Origin of the sequence: Campylobacter rectus (assembly GCF_004803795.1) — a bacterium.
GTDB classification, from domain to species: domain Bacteria; phylum Campylobacterota; class Campylobacteria; order Campylobacterales; family Campylobacteraceae; genus Campylobacter_A; species Campylobacter_A rectus.
Genome location: NZ_CP012543.1, coordinates 1,765,480 through 1,788,595, shown reverse-complemented (window position 1 = coordinate 1,788,595; position 23,116 = coordinate 1,765,480). Strand labels below are relative to the sequence as shown.

21 protein-coding genes and 1 pseudogene are annotated in these 23,116 nt (G+C 47.4%); 21 read left to right on the top strand and 1 reads right to left on the bottom strand.

Features of this window, described 5'->3' with window-relative positions:
- Nucleotides 1-57 precede the first annotated feature (57 nt).
- The gene (locus CRECT_RS08580; RefSeq protein WP_004320170.1) at nt 58-1,116 is read left to right on the top strand and encodes an NAD-dependent epimerase; all 1,059 of its coding nucleotides are present in this window, start codon (nt 58-60) and stop codon (nt 1,114-1,116) included.
- A complete protein-coding gene (locus CRECT_RS08575; RefSeq protein ID WP_004320189.1) occupies nt 1,113-2,090 on the top strand; it encodes a DNA ligase in 978 nt (325 codons plus the stop codon). Before CRECT_RS08580 ends, CRECT_RS08575 begins: the two co-directional genes overlap by 4 nt.
- Before the next feature lie 594 nt (nt 2,091-2,684).
- Here the strand turns inward: CRECT_RS08575 and CRECT_RS08570 are convergent.
- Entirely contained in the window at nt 2,685-2,981 is a 297-nt protein-coding gene (locus CRECT_RS08570; protein WP_004320222.1) for a helix-turn-helix transcriptional regulator, read from the bottom strand.
- An 81-nt stretch (nt 2,982-3,062) separates the two neighbouring features.
- On the opposite strand from CRECT_RS08570, the gene CRECT_RS08565 reads away from it, so the two are divergent.
- The 19 genes and pseudogenes from CRECT_RS08565 (at nt 3,063) to hisA (ending at nt 23,099) form a co-directional block, all read left to right on the top strand.
- Nucleotides 3,063-3,281, top strand: a complete 219-nt coding sequence (locus tag CRECT_RS08565) for an excalibur calcium-binding domain-containing protein (protein ID WP_002944923.1) — start codon at nt 3,063-3,065, stop codon at nt 3,279-3,281.
- Nucleotides 3,282-3,336: 55 nt separating this feature from the next.
- Nucleotides 3,337-4,335 (top strand): UDP-glucose 4-epimerase GalE, encoded by a 999-nt coding sequence (gene galE / locus CRECT_RS08560; RefSeq protein WP_004320227.1) that lies wholly within the window; start codon nt 3,337-3,339, stop codon nt 4,333-4,335.
- Complete coding sequence (locus CRECT_RS08555; protein ID WP_039888295.1) at nt 4,332-5,654, top strand: UDP-glucose dehydrogenase family protein; 1,323 nt, start codon at nt 4,332-4,334, stop codon at nt 5,652-5,654. The genes galE and CRECT_RS08555 overlap by 4 nt, the downstream gene beginning before the upstream one ends.
- Nucleotides 5,651-6,079 carry an ecotin family protein gene (locus tag CRECT_RS08550; RefSeq protein ID WP_004320172.1) on the top strand — a complete coding sequence of 143 codons (429 nt, stop codon included), beginning with the start codon at nt 5,651-5,653 and terminating at the stop codon, nt 6,077-6,079. The genes CRECT_RS08555 and CRECT_RS08550 overlap by 4 nt, the downstream gene beginning before the upstream one ends.
- Nucleotides 6,076-7,308, top strand: coding sequence for a Vi polysaccharide biosynthesis UDP-N-acetylglucosamine C-6 dehydrogenase TviB (gene tviB / locus CRECT_RS08545; RefSeq protein WP_004320191.1), 1,233 nt, complete (start codon nt 6,076-6,078; stop codon nt 7,306-7,308). The genes CRECT_RS08550 and tviB overlap by 4 nt, the downstream gene beginning before the upstream one ends.
- Complete coding sequence (locus CRECT_RS08540; RefSeq protein WP_004320200.1) at nt 7,308-8,822, top strand: MATE family efflux transporter; 1,515 nt, start codon at nt 7,308-7,310, stop codon at nt 8,820-8,822. Before tviB ends, CRECT_RS08540 begins: the two co-directional genes overlap by 1 nt.
- Nucleotides 8,819-9,574: a glycosyltransferase family 25 protein gene (locus tag CRECT_RS08535; RefSeq protein WP_171992711.1), complete on the top strand. Its 756-nt coding sequence runs from the start codon at nt 8,819-8,821 to the stop codon at nt 9,572-9,574. Before CRECT_RS08540 ends, CRECT_RS08535 begins: the two co-directional genes overlap by 4 nt.
- A gap of 92 nt (nt 9,575-9,666) precedes the next feature.
- Nucleotides 9,667-10,731 carry a glycosyltransferase gene (locus CRECT_RS08530; RefSeq protein ID WP_039888300.1) on the top strand — a complete coding sequence of 355 codons (1,065 nt, stop codon included), beginning with the start codon at nt 9,667-9,669 and terminating at the stop codon, nt 10,729-10,731.
- A gap of 1 nt (nt 10,732) precedes the next feature.
- Entirely contained in the window at nt 10,733-11,950 is a 1,218-nt protein-coding gene (locus CRECT_RS12715; protein ID WP_004320186.1) for a glycosyltransferase family 2 protein, read from the top strand.
- A pseudogene (gene pglJ / locus CRECT_RS08515) lies at nt 11,949-13,073 on the top strand (N-acetylgalactosamine-N,N'-diacetylbacillosaminyl-diphospho-undecaprenol 4-alpha-N-acetylgalactosaminyltransferase); the annotation flags it as partial. The gene CRECT_RS12715 and the pseudogene pglJ, both read left to right, overlap by 2 nt.
- On the top strand, nt 13,063-15,423 hold the full coding sequence (locus tag CRECT_RS08510; protein ID WP_171992710.1) for an STT3 domain-containing protein: 2,361 nt from the start codon (nt 13,063-13,065) through the stop codon (nt 15,421-15,423). The pseudogene pglJ and the gene CRECT_RS08510, both read left to right, overlap by 11 nt.
- Nucleotides 15,424-15,453: 30 nt before the next feature.
- Complete coding sequence (pglA, locus tag CRECT_RS08505; RefSeq protein WP_004320231.1) at nt 15,454-16,581, top strand: N,N'-diacetylbacillosaminyl-diphospho-undecaprenol alpha-1,3-N-acetylgalactosaminyltransferase; 1,128 nt, start codon at nt 15,454-15,456, stop codon at nt 16,579-16,581.
- Complete coding sequence (pglC, locus tag CRECT_RS08500) at nt 16,574-17,179, top strand: undecaprenyl phosphate N,N'-diacetylbacillosamine 1-phosphate transferase (RefSeq protein WP_004320210.1); 606 nt, start codon at nt 16,574-16,576, stop codon at nt 17,177-17,179. The genes pglA and pglC overlap by 8 nt, the downstream gene beginning before the upstream one ends.
- Nucleotides 17,166-17,771: a UDP-N-acetylbacillosamine N-acetyltransferase gene (gene pglD, locus CRECT_RS08495; RefSeq protein WP_004320168.1), complete on the top strand. Its 606-nt coding sequence runs from the start codon at nt 17,166-17,168 to the stop codon at nt 17,769-17,771. Before pglC ends, pglD begins: the two co-directional genes overlap by 14 nt.
- 234 nt (nt 17,772-18,005) lie before the next feature.
- Nucleotides 18,006-19,094: a UDP-N-acetylbacillosamine transaminase gene (pglE, locus tag CRECT_RS08490; protein ID WP_004320220.1), complete on the top strand. Its 1,089-nt coding sequence runs from the start codon at nt 18,006-18,008 to the stop codon at nt 19,092-19,094.
- A complete protein-coding gene (pglF, locus tag CRECT_RS08485; RefSeq protein WP_004320205.1) occupies nt 19,095-20,879 on the top strand; it encodes a UDP-N-acetylglucosamine 4,6-dehydratase (configuration-retaining) in 1,785 nt (594 codons plus the stop codon).
- Nucleotides 20,876-21,772 (top strand): PDC sensor domain-containing protein, encoded by an 897-nt coding sequence (locus CRECT_RS08480; protein WP_004320195.1) that lies wholly within the window; start codon nt 20,876-20,878, stop codon nt 21,770-21,772. The genes pglF and CRECT_RS08480 overlap by 4 nt, the downstream gene beginning before the upstream one ends.
- On the top strand, nt 21,769-22,389 hold the full coding sequence (hisH, locus tag CRECT_RS08475) for an imidazole glycerol phosphate synthase subunit HisH (protein ID WP_004320184.1): 621 nt from the start codon (nt 21,769-21,771) through the stop codon (nt 22,387-22,389). Before CRECT_RS08480 ends, hisH begins: the two co-directional genes overlap by 4 nt.
- A complete protein-coding gene (gene hisA, locus CRECT_RS08470; RefSeq protein WP_004320188.1) occupies nt 22,389-23,099 on the top strand; it encodes a 1-(5-phosphoribosyl)-5-[(5-phosphoribosylamino)methylideneamino]imidazole-4-carboxamide isomerase in 711 nt (236 codons plus the stop codon). The genes hisH and hisA overlap by 1 nt, the downstream gene beginning before the upstream one ends.
- Nucleotides 23,100-23,116 lie beyond the last annotated feature (17 nt).

The window sequence follows — 23,116 nt, the reverse complement described above, 5'->3', positions numbered from 1 at the left end:
TGCGAGCTTGGTTTTTGAAAATATGCTAAAATAGCGTCAAATCACAAAGGAAAAAACATGAAAATTTTAGTAACCGGAACGGCGGGATTTATCGGATTTCACTTGGCAAACGCCCTCGTAAAAAGAGGCGACGAGGTCGTCGGATACGACGTGATAAACGACTACTACGACGTAAATTTAAAGCTCGCGCGCCTAAAAACGGCCGGCTTTGAGATAAGCGAGATCAAGCAAGGCAAGCTGATAAGCTCAAAAACGCAGCCTAATTTAAAATTTATAAAGGCCGATCTAGCAGACGGCGAGACGATGAAAGAGCTTTTTGAGAAAGAAAAATTTGGCTGCGTCGTAAATTTGGCCGCGCAGGCGGGCGTGAGATATTCGCTAATTAATCCGCAAGCCTACATCGACAGCAACGTCACGGGCTTTATGAACATCCTTGAGTGCTGCCGCCACAACCAAACTAAAAATCTAGTCTACGCAAGCTCGAGCTCGGTCTACGGTCTAAACGAAAATATGCCGTTTTCTACGCACGAGGGCGTAAATCACCCGATCAGCCTCTACGCCGCAACTAAAAAAAGCAACGAAATGATGGCGCATACGTATTCGCATTTATTTGGCGTACCGACTACGGGACTGCGATTTTTCACCGTTTACGGCCCGTGGGGACGCCCTGATATGGCGCTGTTTTTGTTCGTCGACGCCGCGCTAAAGGGCAAGAAAATCGACGTCTTCAACTACGGCAAGATGAAGCGCGACTTTACCTACGTGGACGACATCGTAAAGGGCATTATAAAATGCGTCGATAACCCCGCAAAACCAAATCCCGCGTGGGATGCGAAGCATCCGGATCCTGCCACCTCAAGCGCGCCGTTTAAGGTCTATAATATCGGCAACAATAGCCCCGTAGAGCTCATGGACTACATCAAGGCCGTTGAGCTAAAAATCGGCCGCGAGATAGAAAAAAACTTCCTTCCGCTTCAAGCCGGCGACGTGCCTGCGACATATGCGGACGTGAGCGATCTGGTGGCAGACTTTGAGTATAAGCCCGCAACTAGCGTAAATGACGGCGTAGCTAGGTTTATCGAGTGGTACTGCGAGTTTTACGGGGTTAAAATTTGAGATTTTTCGCGCTATTGCTGGCCGCCTTTTTAAATTTCGCTTTGGCGGCGCAGGATTTGGCTTCGCAGCCTAAAAAATTTTCGGCGGCGCAGGGCGAAAATCTAAGTAGCGCGGTGGGCGTCGATACTATAAGCGCGGTTGCCGTAGCCGATAAAAACGCTAAATTTAAGCTTTTAAAACTTAGCGAATACAAGGGTCAAAACGTCGGCGGTTGGCTAGCTAGCGAGAAGCTTGACGGCGTGCGCGCCTACTGGGACGGGCGAAATTTGCTATCTAGAAACGGCAAAATTTTAGCCGCACCAGGGGGCTGGAGCGCGCACTTTCCGCCTTTTGCGCTTGACGGCGAGCTCTATACCTCGCGGGGCGAATTTGAAAAAATCCAATCGATCGTGATGGATAAAACGCCGAGCGTCGCGGCGTGGAGCGAGGTTAAATTTTACGTTTTTGACGTGCCTGAGGCCGTCGGCGGACTTTTAGAGCGGCTTAGCGAGCTTGAAAAATTTATCGCAAAGAACCCGCAAGCGGGGCAAAATTTAAAGATAATCAAGCAGGTAAAAGTAAAAGATAACGCCGAATTTGAGGCGTTTGCCAAGCATATCGTCGCAAAAGGCGGCGAGGGTGCGGTCGTGCGAGAGCCAAATGTGCCCTACGAGCGAAAACGAAGCAAAAATGCTCTGAAATACAAAAAATTTAAAGACGCCGAGTGCGAGGTAACGGCGATAAACGCGGGTGCGGGCAAATACGCCGGGCTTATGGGCTCGGTAACCTGCAAGGCTATCGGAAACGAGGGTTTAAATCCCGGCTCGGGCGAAAAAACAAAGGACGGAGTCAAATTTAAAGTAGGCTCCGGTTTTAGCGACCGCGACCGCGCAAACCCGCCTAAAATCGGCTCGATAATAACCTACAAATATCAAAATTTAACCGCAAAAGGGTTACCGAGGTTTCCGGTATTTTTGCGGGTTAGAGAGGATTAAATTTGGTTGCTTTAGGCAAAATTTGCCCGCCGGTTGCTTTGAGGCGGGCGTCGTAAATTTGATAAATTTACGCTCGGCGCGGGCAAAAAACGGGTAAATTTAGCGAGGCGCTTTTGGACAAATTTGCCGCTTTGATGCTCGCCGACGTAAGATTATTGGCCGCAAAACGCAATGCTCCTCATCATCTTAAATTATAATGCGTTGCCGCGCGGAGCAAAACTGCGGCGCTTAAATACGATGCGGCGAGCGAGCTTTGGTATGAGAGTGTGCACGACTTTAAGCGGGCGTGAAATAGCGAGGCGGCGTTAAGGACCGATAAGGTCAAATTTACGATGAAAAACTCGGTATGCGACTAGTCAGCGAGGTTGCGGCAGCGTAGTTTTAGCGAAATTCGCACGCTTTACGGTTATGCTCGGAGCGGTCGCCAGAAACGCTCGCGCGTAAATTTACGTTTAGCTGTTTTTGTTTGAAAGGCCTTTTGGTTAAATCTACGAGCTGCGCCGCTTGGATTCACGCCTTTGCCTATTTTAAAATACGAAAGCGCTTTTTAAAATTTAAGCCCGAATTTGCCCGCTATTTTAGTCAAATTTTACGTCAAATTTGCTCTTGCTTGCCGCCGTCTCGCTCAGAAATTTCCTTAAAAAATTCGTTTATGTCGCAGTTAAAAAGTTTTGAAAGCTTAAAAAGGTGGAGTAGATTAAAGTGCTTGCCGTGTGCGTTATTTTCCATATTTGCGTAAAATCCGCCTGAGGCCTGCCCTATACTTAGAGCCGTCTCGAGCTGGCTTAGATTTTTCTCTTGCCGCATCCTTTTTACGTTCGAAGCCACGGTATCAAAAAACTGCTCGTTTTGCGCATCCGTCGTTATTTCGGGTAAAATTAACAGGTGCATCGCTGCAAAAGTTTTCTATAAGTTTAATCTCCATATAATACCGCAGCTATCTAAAATCGCTCATCTTTAAAGGAAGAAAATATGAAATATGTTTTGCTTGGATTAATGGTCGCAAGTTTTGCTTTCGGCACCGCGATTGATTGCAATAAAAAAACGCATTGTAGTCATTTTAGCAGTTGCGCAGAAGCAAAAGAGTACCTAAAAAAATGCGGAAGATACGAGGACGGCGGCACTCAAAGAACCGACGGCGATAATGACGGCATACCTTGCGAAAGGCAATTTTGCAATAAAGAAAAATAATTTAGCAAAGCATGTATAACGTAATGTATTTGTAAATCATATATTAGGAATTACAATGAAAATTTTAATAACAGGCGGGGCGGGTTACATCGGCTCTCACGTGTTAAAGGTGCTTTTAAAGCAGGGCGGGCACGAGATAACGGTCGTTGATAATCTCTGCAAAGGCACGACAAAGGCGCTTGACGCGCTTGAGAAAATCGGTAAATTTAAGTTCGTAAAGGCAAATTTAGAGGATGATTTAAGCGGTATTTTTGCAGAGGGCAAATTTGACGCGATTATCCATTTTGCCGCATTTATCGAGGTTTTTGAAAGCACGCAAGATCCGCTAAAATACTATCTAAACAACACCGCAAACGTCGCTAAAATTTTGACCTATTGCAAAAAATACGGCGTAAATAAATTTATCTTTAGCTCCACCGCGGCGGTTTACGGCGAGCCTCAAGATGATAAAAATGCGGGCGAGGTCGATGAGCAAACCGCGGCAAATCCGATAAATCCCTACGGCCGAAGCAAGCTAATGAGCGAGTGGATCATCAAAGACTACGCCGCTTCAAATGAGAATTTCAAATTTGCGATTTTGCGATACTTTAACGTCGCGGGTGCCGATGAGGAGGGGCTTATCGGACAAAACTATCCAAACGCCACGCACCTAATCAAAGTCGCGACGCAGACGGCTCTGGGTAAGCAGGAGAGTATGGGAATTTTCGGCAGCGACTATCCGACCGCAGACGGCACCTGCGTGAGGGACTATATCCACGTGAGCGACCTAGCCGAAGCGCATCTAAGCGCACTGGATTATCTAAACGAACATGAAAAAAGCGAAACCTTTAACGTCGGCTACGGCCGCGGCTTTAGCGTAAAAGAGGTTATAGAAACGGCTAAAAAAGTAAGCGGGATTGACTTTAAGGTAGTTAGCGCGCCTCGCAGAGAGGGCGATCCCGCGCGTCTCATCGCAAAGCCCGAAAAGATAAGAAATTTAACCAACTGGCGGCCTAAGAGAGAAGATCTCGCGCTCATCATAAAAACCGCGCTCGAGTGGGAGAAAAGGCTGTGAGGATCGCAGTCGTAGGCACGGGATACGTGGGGCTCGTTAGCGGCGCGTGCCTAGCTAAAATGGGCAACGACGTCATATGCGTAGATGTGGACGAAGTCAAGATAAACGCCCTAAACAGCGGTATCATACCGATCTATGAGCCTGGCCTCGCCGAGATCGTGGCCGAGTGCAGGGCAAACGGCGCGCTCAAATTTAGCGTCGATATAAAAGAAGCCTTGGCGCACGCTAGCGTGCTATTTATCGCAGTGGGCACGCCTATGGGCGCGGATGGGCAGGCCGATCTGCGCTACGTGCTGGAAGTCGCAAAAAGCATCGGGCAAAATTTAACCTCGCCGCTAATCGTCGTGGATAAATCAACCGTCCCCGTGGGCACGGCGGAAAAGGTTAGCGAAGTGATCGCTGGCGAGCTAAAAAAGAGGGGCATGGACATCAAATTTGAGGTCGTCTCAAACCCAGAGTTTTTAAAAGAGGGTGCGGCGGTCGAGGACTTTTTAAAGCCCGATCGCGTCGTAGTCGGCGCTAGCAGCGAGTGGGGACAGAGCGTTATGCGCGAGCTTTACGCGCCATTTATGAAAAATCACGATAGATTTATCGCTATGGACGTGAAATCGGCCGAGATGACCAAATACGCTGCAAACGCGATGCTAGCGACTAAAATCAGCTTTATAAACGAGATCGCGGGTATCTGCGAGCGTGTGGGAGCGGACGTAAATTTGGTGCGAAAAGGTATCGGCAGCGACTCTCGCATCGGTTATAGCTTTATATATCCGGGCTGCGGATACGGCGGTAGCTGCTTTCCAAAGGACGTCGAGGCGCTTATCTACACCGCTAGGCAAAACGGCTTTGAACCGCAGGTTTTAAGCGCGGTAGAGGCTAGAAACGCGGCGCAAAAAACGGTGCTTTTTGAAAAAATTTCAGCCTTTTTCGGCGGAAATTTGAGCGGCAAAACGGTGGCGCTTTGGGGGCTAGCGTTTAAGCCAAACACCGATGATATGCGCGAAGCTAGCTCGCTAGTGCTCATAAAAGCGCTGCAAAACGCCGGCGCAAACGTCGTCGCATACGATCCAAAGGCCGCAAACGAAGCCAAAAAATACCTGCTTAACTCAAATTTAAAATTCGCCCCGAACAAATACGACGCGCTAAACGGCGCCGACGCGCTCGCGCTCGTGACCGAGTGGAGCGAGTTTAGGTCGCCTGATTTTATGGAGATGAAACGGCGGCTAAAAAACGCCGTGATCTTTGACGGGCGCAATCAATACGATGCCAAAAATTTGGCGAATTTAGGTTTTAAATATTTTCAGATAGGAGTGAGATCATGAGAAAAATTTTATTTGCTACGTTGGCTTTAGCGCCGATGCTTTTAGTCGGGGGGCAGCCGCAAAAGCAACTAAACGTCTTTGAGTTGCCGGTTTCGAAGTTGCCGTCGGAAAAATTTATAATAGAAGCGGCTTTTTCAAAGGAGGTAGAAACCGATTGCAACGGCGCTTTTTTGCTGGGCGGTAAGCTCGAAGAGATGGATACGGATAAGGGGTTTTATTATGAATTTAGCGGGAAGGACGAGTTGGCGCAGACGTTAATGCTTTGTAATGAAGAGAAGAAAAAAAGAAAAATTTATTATGAGCTAAAACAAGCTTTGCCTTACGTGAGTCCCGTAAAAATAATGGCGCCTAGCGACGTAAAAGTAGAGCTCAGGGTTTTTCGGTTTGAAAAATCAATAAAACCAAAAATAGAAAGGCCAAAATGAAAATAGCCGTTATCGGACTGGGATACGTCGGGCTGCCTTTGGCGGCTGCATTTAGCGAGAAATACGAAGTCACGGGCTTTGACGTAAATGCTGCCCGCATCGAGGAGCTCAAAAGCGGATATGATCGCACGCTGGAGCTTAGCGGCGAACAGATGAAAAAAGCGATAGATAGCGGTATGAAATTTAGCTTAAATTTGGACGATATAAAGGGGTGTAATTTCTTTATCGTTACCGTCCCGACGCCGATAGATAAAAACAAGCGCCCAGATCTAACGCCTGTCGTAAAAGCTACGCAAAGCGTCGCGAAGGTGCTAAAAAAGGGCGATATCGTCGTGTATGAAAGCACCGTGTATCCGGGCGTTACTGAGGAGATCTGCGTGCCGCTGCTTGAGCAAAGCGGGCTTAAATTTAACGAGGACTTTTTCTGCGGATACTCGCCCGAGCGCATAAATCCGGGCGACAAAGAGCACACCGTAACTAAAATCAAAAAAATCACTAGCGGCTCGACGCCTGAAATCGCCGAAAAAGTCGACGAGGTCTACCGCTCGATCATAACGGCGGGCACGCATAAAGCGCCTACCATCAAGGTCGCCGAGGCAGCCAAAGTCATCGAAAACACGCAGCGCGATATAAACATCGCCTTTATGAACGAGCTTGCGATGATATTTAACAAGATGAACATCGACACGAACGCGGTTTTGCAGGCGGCGGGCACGAAGTGGAATTTCTTAAATTTCCGTCCTGGGCTAGTCGGCGGCCACTGCATCGGCGTGGATCCTTATTATCTCACGCATAAGGCGCAGGAGCTTGGCTTTCATCCCGAGATGATCCTAGCCGGACGCCGTATAAACGACAATATGGGCAAATACGCCGCCGGCGAGGTCGTAAAACTAATGATAAAAAGGGGCGTTTTGATAAATTCGGCTCGCGTTTTGGTGCTTGGGCTTACCTTTAAGGAAAACTGCCCGGATATCCGCAACTCGCGCGTGATAGACGTGATCGAGGAGCTTAGGGATTTTGGTTGCCGCGTGGACGTCTATGATCCGTGGGCGGACGAAGCCGAGGTGAAGCGCGAATACGGTATCGCGCCGCTAAAAAGCTTTGACGAGGCGGACTACGACTGCGTCGTGATCGCCGTCGCTCACGATAAATTTAAAGGGTTAAAATTTAGCAAAGCTCTCGTTTACGATATCAAAAACATTTACGAAAACGCCGACGCAAGGCTGTAATGCTCGTAAATTTGATCAGCTCCATCGTCGTTTTTATCGTCTCGATGGGGATAAATTTTTTCCTCACGCCCTATATTTTAAAGAGCCTAGGCAACGAAGCCTACGGCTTTGTCGGGCTGTCAAACGCTATCGTGGCCTACGCTCTAGTCGTAACTGCTGCGATAAACTCGGTTAGCGGCCGCTTCGTCGCGTACGAGTGGCACAGAGGGGGCACGCGCGCGGCTAACGCCTACTACTCGTCGGTTCTAGTCGTAAATATCTTTTTTTGCATTCTTATTTTGTTTGGTGCGGGTATTTTTATATTAAATTTACAAAGCATGCTAAACGTGAGCGACGCGCTGCTAGGCGACGTGCGGCTTACTTTTGCGTTTTATTTTATAAATTTTTGCGTCGGGCTTTTTAACGGTGTCATCAGCGTCTCGATGTTTATCAAAAACAAGCTCTACATCATCTCCGTTCGCAACGCCGCATCTAGCGCTATTTTAGCGACCCTCATCGTAGCGCTTTTTTATTTTTTCAGACCGATGATCGCATATATCGCGATCTCCGCTTTAGTCGCGTCGCTATTTGTTTTTTTTACTAGCGTTTGGGTTTCGCGCCGCATCACGCCCGAGCTTAAATTTAACCCACGAGAATTTGACTTTATGCGGATAAAAGAGCTGCTAAAATCGGGCGTCTATAATAGCTTTAACGCCCTAAACCGCGTGCTTATGAGCGGTATGGATCTGTTTATCTGCAACATATTTTTAAGCGCGAACGCGACTGGAATTTTAGCCGTTTCAAAGGCTGCTCCGATCATTTTAGAGAGCTTTGTGGCACAGCTTAGCGCGATATTTGCGCCAAAATTCGTCGAACATTACTCCAAATCAAATTTGACCGCGCTAGTTGCGGAGGCTAAATTTTCGATGCGAGTTACGGCTTTTGTTATGAGCGTGCCGACGGCTATTTTCGTGGCTTTCGGGCGCGAATTTTACACGCTTTGGCTGCCGTTTAAAAGCGCAGACGAGATAAATCTTATTTATAATCTCTCTATGATAACCCTGGTGCCGATTATATTTATCAGCTACGTTTTTTCGCTTTTTAATCTCGACGGCGCGACGAATAAACTAAAACGCCCCGCGATAGCAAACACTATTTTGGGTGCGGGCACGGTTTTGGCGCAGATCGCCGTGCTTAAATTTACGCCTTACGGCATTTACGGTATGACGGCCGTCGGCGCCGCGCTTTATTCGGTGCGCATTTTGGGATTTGACCTCATAAACGCCGCGTTAAATTTAAGTTTGCCGCTTACTACTTTTTACGGCGTTTATTTTAAAAATTTAGCCGTTTTTGCAGCCGTTTGCGGATTGTTTTTTTGGCTGCGAAATTTCGTGCAAATTTCAAGCTGGGGCGAATTTGCCGCGTATTCGGCGGTTTTGCTTGCGCTCGGTTACGTCGTGAGCTTGTTTTTGATATTTGACAGGAGAGAACAACTAATCGTGATAAATAAAATCAAATCGAAGTTTAAAAGATGAAAAAATTAGTATTCGTTATCTCGCTAAAAAGCGACGAGGCGCGCCGAGAAAAGCTAAAAGAGCGGTTTAAAAACTATGGCGAATTTAAGCTCGTCGAGGCTGTGGGCGGCAGAGCGATGAGCGCCAAAGAGTACTACGGCTACGCGCTACCTGGCCTTGAGGCTTACGGCAGGCTATTAAGCCCGTCCGAGGTCGGCTGCTCGCTCTCTCACGCGCGCGCTTACGAGGAATTTTTAAAAAGCGACGCCAGCTTTGCGCTCATCTTAGAAGACGATGTCATCGGCGACGAAAGCGGCGTAAAAAAAGCGTTTGAAACGGCTGCTAAGATGGATGCGGGCTCGGCGCTCATCTGCGGCGCGCAAGACGGGCTGGAGGGGCGATTTAGCGCATTTGGCAAAAAGCTGGATGAGGATTTTTGGCTGGTCTCAAAGCGCTCTTACGGCACGATTTACCGAGCGGCGGCCTACGTACTTGATAGGCGCGCAGCCGAAAAGATCTTGCAAACGTACAAAAAGGCGCTTTGCGTGGCTGATTTTTGGCAAATTTTGCTTTTAAAAAACGGCTTAAAGATGTATTTTAGTGATATTTTTGCGCATCCAACCGATCTAGCGGACTCAAATATCCAAGCCGAGCGAGTGCAAAGAGCGCGGGATAAAGCTTCGTTTAAAACTCGTCTAAATAGCCTAAAATACGTTGTCGCAACGCGTTTTGAATCGGTTTTTTGCGGGTTTGAACGGATATTTAAAAGATAAAAAACTAAGCTATTATAAAGCTCAAAATTTATAAAATCAATAATTTTAAAGATTTGGTAAATTTTAGCGCATTGATAAAATTTGGAGAGAGAATGAAGGTTTTGTTTATAATTTCAACCTTGCAAGCAGGCGGCGCCGAGCGCGTGATGAGCTTGCTCGCGAGCTATTTTGCGAAATTTCACGACGTAACGCTTTTAAAATTTGACACCAAGCCACCCTTTTACGAACTCGACCCGCGCGTGAAGCTCATAGACCTTCCTTTTCCGATGGTAAAAAAAGGATTTTTCGTAAATTTAATCAGACGCGTAAAAAAGTTTTTTTATCAGCGAAATTTGATCAAAAACGGCGGATTTGACGTCATTATATCTTCGATGGACAGCACAAATATCAATGTGATTTTGTCGAATTTATTTATAAACAAGCCGCTTTTTATCAGCGAGCACGCAAGCGCGTATTTTTTCAAAGGGCGCGGCTGGCTGTTTTTACGGCGTATGCTTTACCCGCTAGCTAGCGGCCTAACGGTGCTAACCAAAGAAGACTATGATTATTACAACTTCGTGAAAAACAAAACCGTGATGTATAATCCTATGTTTGAAGTCCAAAAACAGGGTTTGCCTAAAGAAAATATCATACTTTTCGTCGGGCGCCTCGTCTCGCTTAAGGGTTGCGACGTATTTCTGAAAGCCGTGAGTCAGGTGGATAAAGAGCTGATGGCGGATTGGAAGATCATCGTCGCGGGTTCGGGCGACGAGAGACAAAGACTAGAGCTCATAGCTCACGAGCAACTGCATCTAAATGCCGAATTTATCGGGCAGACGAGCGATATAGCTTCTTTTTACGAGCGGTCTAAAATCATCGTTTCCGCATCCAAAACCGAGGGCCTGCCAAACGTGCTAATCGAAAGCGTATTTTTTGACTGCGCTAGAGTGGCGACTGCGACGAGCGGCGCAAAAGAGCTCATCAATGACGGCAAGGACGGATTTTTAGCTCCTATAGACGACGCGAAGACGCTAGGCGAAAAAATCGAACTTCTAATGCGCGATGAAAATTTAAGAGACGAGTTCGTCAGAAATGCCGCGCTAAGGAAAAACAGCTTTAAAACCGATCAAATTTATCAAAAGTGGATGGATTTTATTACGCAAAATTTAGAGAGTTAAAATGCTAAAGGTTAGCATAATAATCCCGACCTACAACCGCAAAGAACTTTTTGAAGCCGCTCTAAAAAGCGCGCTGGCTCAAGACTACGAAAATAAAGAAATCATAATCAGCGACGACGACTCAAACGACGGTACGCGCGAGCTTGCACAAAATTACGCGGCAAAATTCGACAACGTAAAATACGTCTTAAACCAAACTTACGACCGCGGTCCAAACGGCAATAAAAACAACGGCTTTGATCACGCTAGCGGCGATGCTTTCGTGATACTCGACGACGATGATTTGCTGATAGAAGGCGCTATAAGCAAGATGGCGGTCGTGCTGGAGCGTGGGTACGCTAGCGTCTGGGCGAACTGTTATTTCGAGCTTGACGGCGAGCCGACGACGAAATTTTCGGGATTTGGACTGAGCAAAAGCGGAGAAATTTCGCCGCAGGACTACTACGACGGCAAGATAACGGGCGAGTTTTTGATAATGTTTCGCCGAGATGCGATCGGACAAAGGCGCTTTGAAAAGGGGCTTTACGGTAGCGAAAATACGCTTTGGATCTATCTTTTCGACCATCCCGCTTACTATCTGCACGACGCCGTGCGCATTTACCGCTTTCACCGCAGCGACAGCGTCACGATAAACTCGTTTAAACGCCCGCTTTGTATAATGAAAGGCTACGCGATGACGGCAGAGCTTATTTTGCAAAAGATCGCCGAGAAAAACGCGCAAACCGGAGCTTGCGACGAAAAAATCGGCGGCAGGAATTTAAACGGCGCATGCGGCGCAAATTTGGACGGCACAAGGAGCATAAGCGATAAAAATTTAAACGCGGATGGCGGCGATGCGGATGCGGAGCGTAAAATCTTGAGTTATGTGAGCGACGCGAACTCTCAAGGCAAAAATAGCGACGCAAATTTAAACGCGAAATCAAGTGGCTTAGAAGCTCAAAATAAAAATAGCGATGCAAATTTGAGTCAAAAGACAAGCGCCGAGCCGAAATTTCGCGTAAATGAAGCTTATATCGCGATCCTATATAAAATGGCGGCGTACTACGCGAAATTCGGCGGCGAATACAAAAAAATGTATGAATATCTTTTTAAAAGCCTCAAATTTAAATTTACCAAAGAAGCGCTGGCGATGCTGATTTTAAGCCCGTTTCCAAAGTCGATGATTTTATTTTTAACTAAAATTCGCGTTTGGATCTACAAAAAAACGCGCGGCGAATGAAAAATTAGCCGTTTTTCTCTACTCGATGGGACCGGGCGGCGCGGAGCGCGTGGTTTCAAATTTACTTCCCGCTCTGTGCGAAAAATACGAGGTTCATCTCGTTTTGATGAGCGAGGTCGTAGCCTACGAGATACCCAGCGCGGTAAAAATTCACTTCCTCGAGCGCTCAGATCCATATGAGAGCGGCGTAAAAAAGCTTTTCCGCCTAGCCTTTGCGCTACCCTCTTTAGCTCTAAAATATAAAAAACTTTGCGAAAATTTGGGGATTGACGCGCATTTTGTTTTGATGAACCGTCCTTGCTACGCGGCTCTTGCGGCTAAAATGTTAGGCCTAAAAGGACGGATGGTGATAAGCGAGCGCAGCTGTCCGTCGGTCATCTATAAAAGCGGACTTAGCGGGCTGGCTAATAGAATTTTAGTTAAGGCGCTCTATCCTAGAGCCGATCTGATTTTAGCCAACGCGCAGGGAAATGCCGATGATCTCGTGCGAAATTTCGGCTGCGACGGGAAAAAGACGAAAGTGCTATATAACGCGGTAGATTTGGCAGCGATAAAAACGCTTGCAAATGAGCCGTTAGAGGATAAATTTAAGCCGCTTTTTCTAAATATCGGACGACTTGATAGCGGTAAAAATCAAGCGATGTTAATAAAAATAATCGCAAATTTAAACGACGAGCGCGCGACGCTTGGGATTTTAGGCAAGGGGCCTTTGCAAGGCGAGCTTCAAAATTTGATCGATGAGCTTGGTGTAAGCTCGCGCGTAAAGCTACTGGGCACGGATAAAAATCCGTTTAAATTTATCAAAAATGCGCAGTGTTTCCTTTGCGCTTCGAGGTTTGAGGGCTTTTCAAACGTGCTTTTGGAGGCGCTTGCTTGCGAGAGATTTATCATCTCAACCGATCACAAAAGCGGCGCTAGAGAGCTTCTGGGCGACGATGAGTACGGCATTTTAACTCCCGTTGACGACGAAAAAGCGATGGAGTCGGCGATGAGGCGGGCGCTTGAGGATGAAAATTTGAGGCGAGATTATGAAAAAAAGGCTTATGGCCGCGTAATAAAATTTGACAAAAACGCCGTCGCGGCGCAGCTCATAGGATACTTAGAGGGTGAAAATGGCGAGTAAAATTTCGGGACTCTTGGATAAATTTAAATTTTCAAAACAGACTTGCTTTTTGATGCTTGCGGCGTTTGTTTTTAGCGTGGTTTGCAGGCTGTACTGGGTGTACTGGGCGGGCGAATACCAGCACTTTTTCTGGAACGATCAGCTCATGATCAGCACGAACGACGGCTATGCCTTCGCCGAGGGTGCGCGCGATATGATAGCGGGCTTTCATCAGCCAAACGACCTTAGCTACTACGGCCGCTCAATGCCCACGCTTACGTATTTTTTGTATCAAATTTTGCCTTTTAGCTTTGAGACCATTTTGCTTTATATGAGTGTATTTTTTAGCTCTCTTATCGTTATTCCCGTGATTTTGATAGGCAAAGAGTACGAGATGCCAGGAGTTGGCTTTGCGGCGGCGCTGCTAGCTAGTATCGCAAACAGCTACTACAACCGCACGATGGCTGGCTACTACGACACCGATATGCTCACTATCGTGCTGCCTGCGTTTAGCGTCTGGGCGATGATACGCCTCGCGCAGAAAAAAAACGTAAACGATCTCATTTTTATCCCGATTTTTATCCTGATAAACGACTGGTGGTATCCGAGCTCTTACTCGCTAAATTTTGCCATGCTGGGCGCATTTTTGCTCTACACTTTGATTTTTGATAGGAAAAACGCGCTAAATTACGAGGCTGTCATTTTGATGATAGTGGCGCTTACGTATATCGATTTTTACGCTAAAAGCGCGCTTGTCGTCGCTCTTTATCTAGCGATGAGATTTCGTCCGCAGATCTGGGATAAACGAGCTGTCGCGGCTTGTCTTGCTTTAGCCGTCGCGCTTCTAGGTTATAGCGGCGGGCTAAATCAAATTTTATTTCAGCTTAAATTTTACATATTTCGCGGGGTTTCCGAGAGTAGTGAGCCGGTTTTTCATTTTTATAACGTAAATAAAACGATAATGGAAATGAGCGATTATTCGTTTGAGTTCGAGTCGATAAACGCCTTTGCTAAGCGTATCAGCGGGCATATCGTTACTTTTGCTTTATCGCTCGTCGGAGTCGCGGCGCTTTGTCTTAAATTTCGCTCATTTTTGCTTGCGCTTCCGATGCTGCTACTTGGGTTTTTAGCGCTAAAAGGCGGGCTTAGATTTACGATCTACTCCGTGCCCGTGATGGCGATAGGATTTGGATATTTTGCGGCGCTTTGCGTGAGTTTTTTCAAAAAAGATAAAATTTTAGACAAATTTTGCACCGTTTGTTTAGCGGCGTTTTTTGTGTTTTTCTTTTTGTATTTTGATAAATATTACAGCCTTTTGCACGGCAAATCTCCCGTTTTCGCGCCAAATTTTGACGGTGAGGCGGGCTTTGGCGTATATCTAGCCACGTTTGCGGCGGCGGCGCTTATTTGCGGGGCGGCTTATTTTATGGTCTCAGGCATAAGCTCGCTCAAAAAGCACGCACTTTTAGAAAAAATTTGCGTCTTTTGTATCGCCGCGTTATCTTTGATGCCGTGCCTTGAGCACATTTACGGCTACAAAGTCGGCACGGTCTTTGCCAAAAGCGAGGTCGAGAGCCTAGATAAACTGCACAAAATCGCGGGGCGCGAGGACTACGTGCTGGCGTGGTGGGACTACGGCTATCCGATCCGCTACTACGCGGATGTTAAGACTCTCATAGACGGCGGCAAGCACCTGGGCAGGGATAACTTCGCCGTGAGCTTTGCGCTAGCTAGCAATCAGCGCATGTCGGCAAATATGGCGCGCCTAGAAGTCGAGTACACCGAGCGAAATTTCAGCGAGAGATTTGGGTTAAATTTGAACCAAATGATGAAAGACTACAACGCCACGAGCGTAAATTCGTTTTTGTATTCGCTAAATAGCAAGGACTTCCAGCCGCCGCAAAAAACGCGCGAAATTTATTATTATCTACCTGACTCCATGATCGATATCTTTAGCGCCGTTTTGCGATTTTCAAACCTCGATCTAAACAGCGGCGAGGAGTACGGAGCGATATTTTATCCGGGCAAACCTTACTCGGTGGACGGCGATACGATAAATATCGGCGGAGGGTTTAGCGTATCGGGCGACGCGTCCAAGGTCTATATCGGCGAGCGCGAAATATCCGTAAATACGTACTTTGAAACAAGCTACGACGAGAAAGACAAGCTGGTCGTAAAAAAGCACGAGATGAACGCGGACGGTAAAATTTACCTCATTTTTATGAAGGATTACAGGCGGTTTTTGGTGCTTGACGAAGCGGTGCTAAACTCGGCCTACATACAGCTTTTCGTGCTCGAAAACTACGACAAAGAGTTGTTTGAGCCGGTCGTTTTAAACGGCGCGGTTAAAATTTATAGGTTGCTAAGATGAGGGCGGTAAATTTAAAGGATATTTTTTAAAATGGCTAAATTTGGATTTTTATCTCACGCCGATATGAGCATTTATTTCTTTCGCGCGCCGATCATGCGCGAGCTAAAGCGGCTCGGTCACGAGGTTTTTGCTATCGCGCCAAAGGGCGACTACACGGATAGGCTAAAAAGCGAATTTAACTGCGTGACGTACGAGCTTGACCGCGCGAGTCTAAACCCCCTAACCGTGCTTGAAAACTCAAAAAAGCTAGCCGATATTTTGCGCGAGTTAAATTTAGACCTGCTGCAAACCTCGGCGCACAAGTCAAACGTGTTTGGCACCTTTGCGGCCAAAAAAGCAGGCATAAAGCGCGTAATAAATTTGGTCGAGGGGCTGGGTAGCTTTTATATCGATAACGACTTAAAAACACGTCTGGTGCGCGCCGCGATCGAGACGCTTTATAAAAAAGCGCTAAAGATGAGCGACGGTTGCGTGTTCGTAAACGAGGCTGATCCTGCGTATTTTTTGAGTCGCGGTTTGATAGCCGAGGAGAAAATTTTTAAGATAAAAAGCGTGGGTGTGGATACGATAAAATTTGACGAAAACAGCGTGCCGGCCGCAAATTTGGGCGAAGATCTACGCGGCAAAAAGATAGTATTGATGATAGCGCGCGCGATGCGGCACAAGGGTGTGCGCGAGTTTTACGAGGCGGCCGAGCTTTTGCGCGGGCGCGAGGACTGCGCGTTTGTATTTGCGGGCGAAGGATTTGAAGGAAACAAAAGCACGGCGGACGCGAAGTTTCTAACGGGTGGCGCGGTGCGGTATCTGGGCGCTAGAGACGACGTTCCGGAGCTTTTAAAGGCTAGCTATCTGCTTGCGCTTCCAAGCTACAAAGAGGGCTTTCCGCGCACGGTTTTAGAGGCGATGAGTATGGGTAGGCCGGTCGTTGCTAGCGATGTGGCTGGCTGCAACGAGGCCGTGACGAACGGCTTTAACGGCCTGCTTTGCGAAGTAAAAAACTCCGCCGACCTAGCCGCAAAGATAGAAATTTTACTAAACGACGAAAATTTGGCCGCGCAAATGGGACGAAACGGGCGAGAGCTCGCCCTGCGCGAGTTTGACGAGCGAGCGGTCGCTAAGAAATATATAGAAATTTACAGGAAATTTATCGATGTATAGGACGTTTTTTAAGAGATTACTGGATATTTGCGGCGCGATTTTTTTGATCGTGCTTACGCTGCCGATCATGGCGGTCGTCGCGGTTTTGATATATTTTAAGGTTAGCAAGGACGTCATTTTTACGCAGGCGCGCCCGGGCTTGCACGCTAAAATTTTTAAAATTTACAAATTTAAAACGATGAGCGACGAGCGCGGCGCGGACGGCGAGCTACTGCCCGACGAGATGCGCCTAAGCGGCGTCGGCAAGACTATCCGAAGCCTCAGCCTTGATGAGCTGCCGCAGCTTTTTAACGTGCTAAAGGGCGATATGAGCTTCATCGGGCCGCGTCCGCTTTTGGTTGAGTACCTGCCTCTTTACGACGCAGAGCAGGCCACTCGCCACGACGTAAGGCCCGGTATCACGGGTCTAGCGCAGGTAAACGGCCGCAATGCGATCAGCTGGGCGGAGAAGTTTAAATTTGACGCGAGATACGTCCGCGAGCTAAGCTTTGCGCTAGATGTTAAAATCGCGATTTTAACTGTGCAAAAGGTCTTAAAACGAAGCGGCGTGAGCAAAGAGGGTATGGCCACGACGGAGAAATTTAATGGCCGCAACTAAAATTTACGTTTACGGCTTTAGCGGACACGGAGCGGTAGTAGCGGACGTAGCTAGAGCGTGCGGATACGGCGAGATCGTGTTTTTAGACGACGCTAAATTTGACGGTAAAAGCGTGCTCAAATTTGACCCGAGTCTGGAAAAAGCGGACGTGATCGTGGCTATCGGGGATAATAAAATCAGACGCATCCTGCAAGAAAGAGTAAAAAACGCGGGCTTTGTCTTAGTAAATTTGATCCATCCAAGTGCAGTGATAAGCAAGAGCGCGCAAGTAGGCGAGGGCGCGGTCGTGATGCCAAATGCCGTCATAAACGCGCGCGCTGTAATAGGCGAGGGCGCGATAATAAACACTGGCGCGATCATCGAGCATGACTGCGAGATCGGCGATTTCGCGCATATTAGCCCAAACGCGGCGCTAGCAGGCGGCGTGATAGTGGGGCAAAATACCCACGTAGGCATAGGTTCATGCATCATCCAATGCGTAAAAATCGGCGCAAACTGCATCATCGGAGCGGGCAGCGTAGTCGTAAGAGATATCGCAGACGGTAGCGTCGCCTACGGTAATCCGGCTAAAATCAGGCGGAATTTAAGCTAAATTTGAGAGCAAAATACTGCTCGTCAAATTTGTGCCTGTAGCTACAAAGGACGGTGCAGGCAAAATAGATAAAGTATCCCGCGAGGCGTCAAATTTGCAGTTTTAAAATATATTTCGACGCAAAATTTAACAAAATCTTCATTTTCTACGCTCTAAAAGCAAATTTAAACGAGTTTTTATAAAAATATTTAGATTTTAAGTGCTACAATGCGTAAATTTCTTTAAGGAATAATAATGCAAAGAATTTTCCTAAGTCCGCCGCACATGAGCGGCAAAGAGCAAGAGTACATAAACGAGGTTTTTAAGAGCAACTACATCGCGCCGCTTGGCGAATACGTGAATAAATTTGAAGCGAGCGTCTCAAGCTACGCGGGAGCGCCCGATGCATTAGCGCTAAATTCCGGCACGTCGGCGATCCACTTGGCGCTAAGAGTGCTTGGTATCGGCGCAGGAGACGTGGTACTAGCCTCTACGTTTACCTTTATGGCATCCGTTAGCCCGATACTTTATCAAGGCGCTACGCCTGTTTTCATAGATAGCGACGAAAGCTGGAATCTAAGCCCCGAGCTGCTAAAAAAGGCGATCGCAAACTCGCCTAAAAAGCCAAAAGCGCTCGTCGTCACGCATCTCTACGGTCAGGCGGCAAAGATGAAAGAGATCTGCGAGATCTGCGAGCAAGAAAATATCGCCGTCGTCGAGGACGCGGCCGAGGCGCTGGGCGGATTTTTGAACGGCAAAGCGCTGGGTACGTTCGGGAGGCTTGGCGCATATAGCTTTAACGGTAACAAAATCATCACCACAAGCGGAGGCGGCATGCTAGTGGGCGAAAAAGAGCTCGTTGAGAAGGCGAGATTTTATAGCACTCAAGCTAGAGAGCCGTTTTTGCACTACGAGCATAAAGACTACGGCTACAACTACCGCCTAAGCAACGTCCTAGGCGCGATCGGAACGGCGCAGATGGAGGTGCTCGAGCAGCGCGTGATAAAAAAACGCGAAATTTTTGAAAAGTACAAAAAAGAGCTTGCCGAGCTTGAGTTTATGCCTGAGACCCTAAATTCCCGCGGCAACCGCTGGCTAACGACCGCGCTGTTTAAAGAAAAAGGCGCGCATCTACGCGTGATAGAGGCGCTCGCAAAGGAAAATATAGAAAGCCGTCCGCTTTGGAAACCGATGCATATGCAGCCGGTGTTTGAGGGGGCGCTAGCGTTCACGGACGGCACTAGCGAGGAGATGTTTGCGCGCGGCATCTGCCTGCCTAGCGGCACGGCGATGCAGTACGAGGAGTTTGCGCGAGTAGTAAAAATCGTAAAGGAAAATTTATAAATGTTTAAGGCGACGAAGCTAAAGCGGCTTGCGTTTTTTCTAACCTTTGACATCGTGATATTTGTCGCGTCGTTTTATCTGGCGTATCTGCTTAGATTTAGCGGCGTGCTGCCTGATTATTTTAGAGGCGGACTGGTCGCGGGCTGCGCTACGATGGTGGCTTTAAAGCTATTTTTCATGTGGCTTTTTAAAATTTACAAGGTGCCGTGGAGATTTTTCGGACTAAACGAAGCTAGGAAAATTTTTCTCGTTCATCTTTGCGCGATCGTTGGTTTCGGAGTTGTTTATTTTGCGATGCCTGCAGTTTTTAACCCGTTTCCGCGAAGCGTGGTTTTTATTGACGCCATTATCTCGTGTTTGCTCATAGGAAATTTAAGGATCGCCAAGCGTATGTTTTTGGATTTTTCTAAAAAGCCGCACACAGGCGAGCCTTGCGTCGTTATCGGCGCTACGTCAAAGGCGCTTCACGTTTTAAAGGGGCTTAGGCAGGGTTATATCGACCTTTATGCGGTGGGCGTCGTGGATGGTAGGAGCGATCTGGTCGGCACTTACTGCGACGGATTTTTAGTGCAGCCAAAGAGCGAAATCGCAAATTTGATCAAAGAGTACAACGTAAAAACCGCTATCATCGCGCTAGCTCTTGGTCAAGACGAGCTAGCGGAGCTTTTTGACGAGCTTACGGCTTACGGTATCCGCGATATCAAGATTTTCTCGATGTTTGGTACCGGCAAGGACGCGATCAAAGATATCTCGATCGAGGATCTGCTAGCTAGAAAGCCAAAAGATCTAGATAGCAGCGCGGTGGAGAAATTTTTAGGCGGTAAGGTCGTTTTAGTCACGGGAGCAGGCGGTAGCATCGGTAGCGAAATTTGCAAGCAGTGCCTCAAATTTGGCGTTAGCAAGCTAATAATGATCGATCACAGCGAGTTTAATCTCTATAAAATCGGCGAGATAACCCATAGCGATAAAACCGTGAGCAAGATGATAAATATCGTAAATGAAGCCGATCTGCGCGCGGTGTTTGAGGAGTTTAAACCGCAGATAGCGATCCACGCCGCAGCCTATAAACACGTGCCGCTTTGCGAAACAAACCCAAAAGCCGCAGTCGTAAATAACATAATCGGCACTAAAATTTTGATAGATTTGTCCATAGAATACGGCGTTAGTAAAGTCGTGATGATCTCGTCGGATAAGGCCGTGCGCCCGACGAATATAATGGGCGCGACTAAGCGCGTGTGCGAGCTTTACGCGCTAAACTCGAATTTACCCGCTAAAACCGAGATCGTCGCGGTGCGTTTTGGTAACGTACTGGGCTCAAGCGGCAGCGTGATGCCGAAATTTAAAGAGCAAATCGAAAACAATAAACCGCTCACCGTCACGCATCCTGATATCACGAGGTATTTTATGCTAGTCTCCGAGGCCTGTCAGCTCGTGCTTCAGGCCGCCTCGATCGCAAAGGGCGGAGAGCTTTTCGTGCTTGATATGGGCGAGCCGATAAAAATCGCCGACTTGGCTAAAAAAATGCTTATTTTATCAAACAAAGAACACCTTGGCATCGAATTTATCGGACTTCGTCCGGGAGAGAAGCTTTATGAGGAGCTGTTAATAAATAAAGACGACGTAAAGACGCAGTTTCAGTCTATTTTCGTGACGCATTCGGGCGAGTACGATTTAGGAAAGCTAAACCGCCAGATCGCAAATTTAACGCGCACGGACGACGTCGAGACGGGACTCAAAGAGATCGTGCCCGAGTTTAATCACGCGCTAAATAAGGAGCAAAATTGATAATAAAAGATATTCAGAGATTTTCAGAAGTGAGATATAAGGCTAGAGCCTATATCTGTTACCTTTTTAGTAGAAATTTACCCAACAAGCTCCCCGGCGTATGTATAGAATCGGTAAAGGAAGGCTTTGATAAAATAGCTCACGAGATAGAGAGCTTTGACGCTTTTTACGTATTGGACGCTAACGGTATCCAGCTGGAAGACGCTATTAGTCTAAACGAAAAATATAAAGTCGGCAAGGGCGAAAATCGCAACAATAAAGCCTATTATTATAGGGCTGTGCGCGAAAGGCGCTGCGTATTGAGCGATCCGTATCCTTCGGCACTCACGAATGATCTTTGCGTTACGGCTTCGACGCCGATTTATGATGACAAAAACGAGCTTAAATTTATCGCTTGTATCGACGTTTCGTTGGAAAATATTTTAAATATAGTAGCACCGGGCAAGCTGGAAAGCTGCTTCGGTAAATTTTTAAAATCCGTCTACGCGGCGTTTGCGGTCGCGCTTTTTATGGTGGCGGCATTTCTTTTTGTGGACGGGATGAAGAGATTTTTGTCCAAGGATTTTATGCACATCAATGTTGAGGAGATGTTTGAGACAACGATCGTACTGACGCTTGCGCTGGCGATTTTCGATCTCGTAAAAGCGATATTTGAAGAAGAAGTGCTAGGCAAAGGTAAGCATGACGAAGATGGCGGAAACAAGACTATGCTGCGCTTTATCGGCTCTATTATCATCGCGCTTGCTATCGAGGCGCTGATGCTGGTGTTTAAATTTGCCATCACGGCGCCGGACCACATCATAAACGCCATTTACCTGATCGCGGGCGTGGCGATGCTGATGATCGCGCTTAGCGTCTATCTCATCTCGGTTAGAAATAAGGCGGCCAGATGAAACAAAACATCGGCATTATCGACTACGGAGCGGGAAATTTAAAGAGCGTTTTAAACGCGTTTGAAAGTTTAAATTTAAAGGCGCGGCTAGCGGGTCGCGGCGAAGAGCTGGGTAAATTTGACAAGATCATTTTGCCGGGCGTCGGAGCTTTTGGCGAAGCGATGCAAAGGCTAAAAGATAGAGATTTTATCCCGGCGATAAAAGAAGCCGTAGCCGGCGGAAAGCCGTTTTTGGGCATTTGTCTGGGTATGCAGCTGCTGTTTGATACGAGTGAAGAGTTTGGCGTAAACGAGGGGCTGGGGCTCGTAAAAGGGCGAGTGGTCAAATTTGACCCGTCCAAATTTGACGCGCCGCTAAAGGTGCCGCACACGGGGTGGAATACGATAAATTTTGCCAAGCAAACGCCGATAAATAGGGATCTGGCGGCTAGCGAATATTTGTATTTCGTGCACTCTTATCACGTAGTTTGCGATGATGACGCGGCGCTTGGCTTTAGCGAATACGGCTATAAATTCGTGAGCGCGGTGCATAAAGATAATATCTTCGGCTTTCAGCCGCACCCCGAAAAGAGCTATGAGACGGGGCTAAAAATTTTACGAAATTTCGGAGAGATGTGATGGAAATTTTTCCTGCGATAGATTTAAAAGATGGCAAGGCGGTTCGACTTTTTAAGGGCGAGATGAGTAGCGCAAAAATCTACTCGGATGCGCCTTGGGAGCTAGCTAAAAGATTTGAAGATATGGGCGCAAAGTGGCTTCACGTCGTCGATCTTGACGGAGCGTTTGCCGGCGAAGCGATAAATCTAAAAACCGTAGAAAAGATCGCAAAAGCCGCAAATTTACAAATCCAAATCGGCGGCGGGATACGCGATGAGGCACGAATAAAAAGCTACCTTGATAGCGGCATAACGCGCGTTATCTTGGGCTCGGTAGCGCTAAAAGATCCGAATTTCACTAAAGAAATGGCTCAAAAATATCGCGTCGCCGTCGGCATAGACGCAAAAGACGGCTTCGTCGCCGTGCAGGGCTGGGCGGAGGTGTCGCAGATGAGAGCGACCGAGCTAGCGCGCAAATTTGCCGGAGCCGGAGTCGAAGCGATCATCTGCACCGACATCTCAAAAGACGGCACCCTTAGCGGCGTAAACGTTGAATTTACCTCGCAAATCGCAAAAGCAAGCGGTATAAATACGATCGCAAGCGGCGGCGTAAAAGATATCTCCGATATCCAGGCGCTAAAGCGCGCGGGAGACGTTTACGGCGCGATCGTGGGCAAGGCGTACTACGAGGGGACGCTCGATCTAAAAGAGGCCTTTAAACAGAGCCGCTAAATTTTTAAAGTAAATTT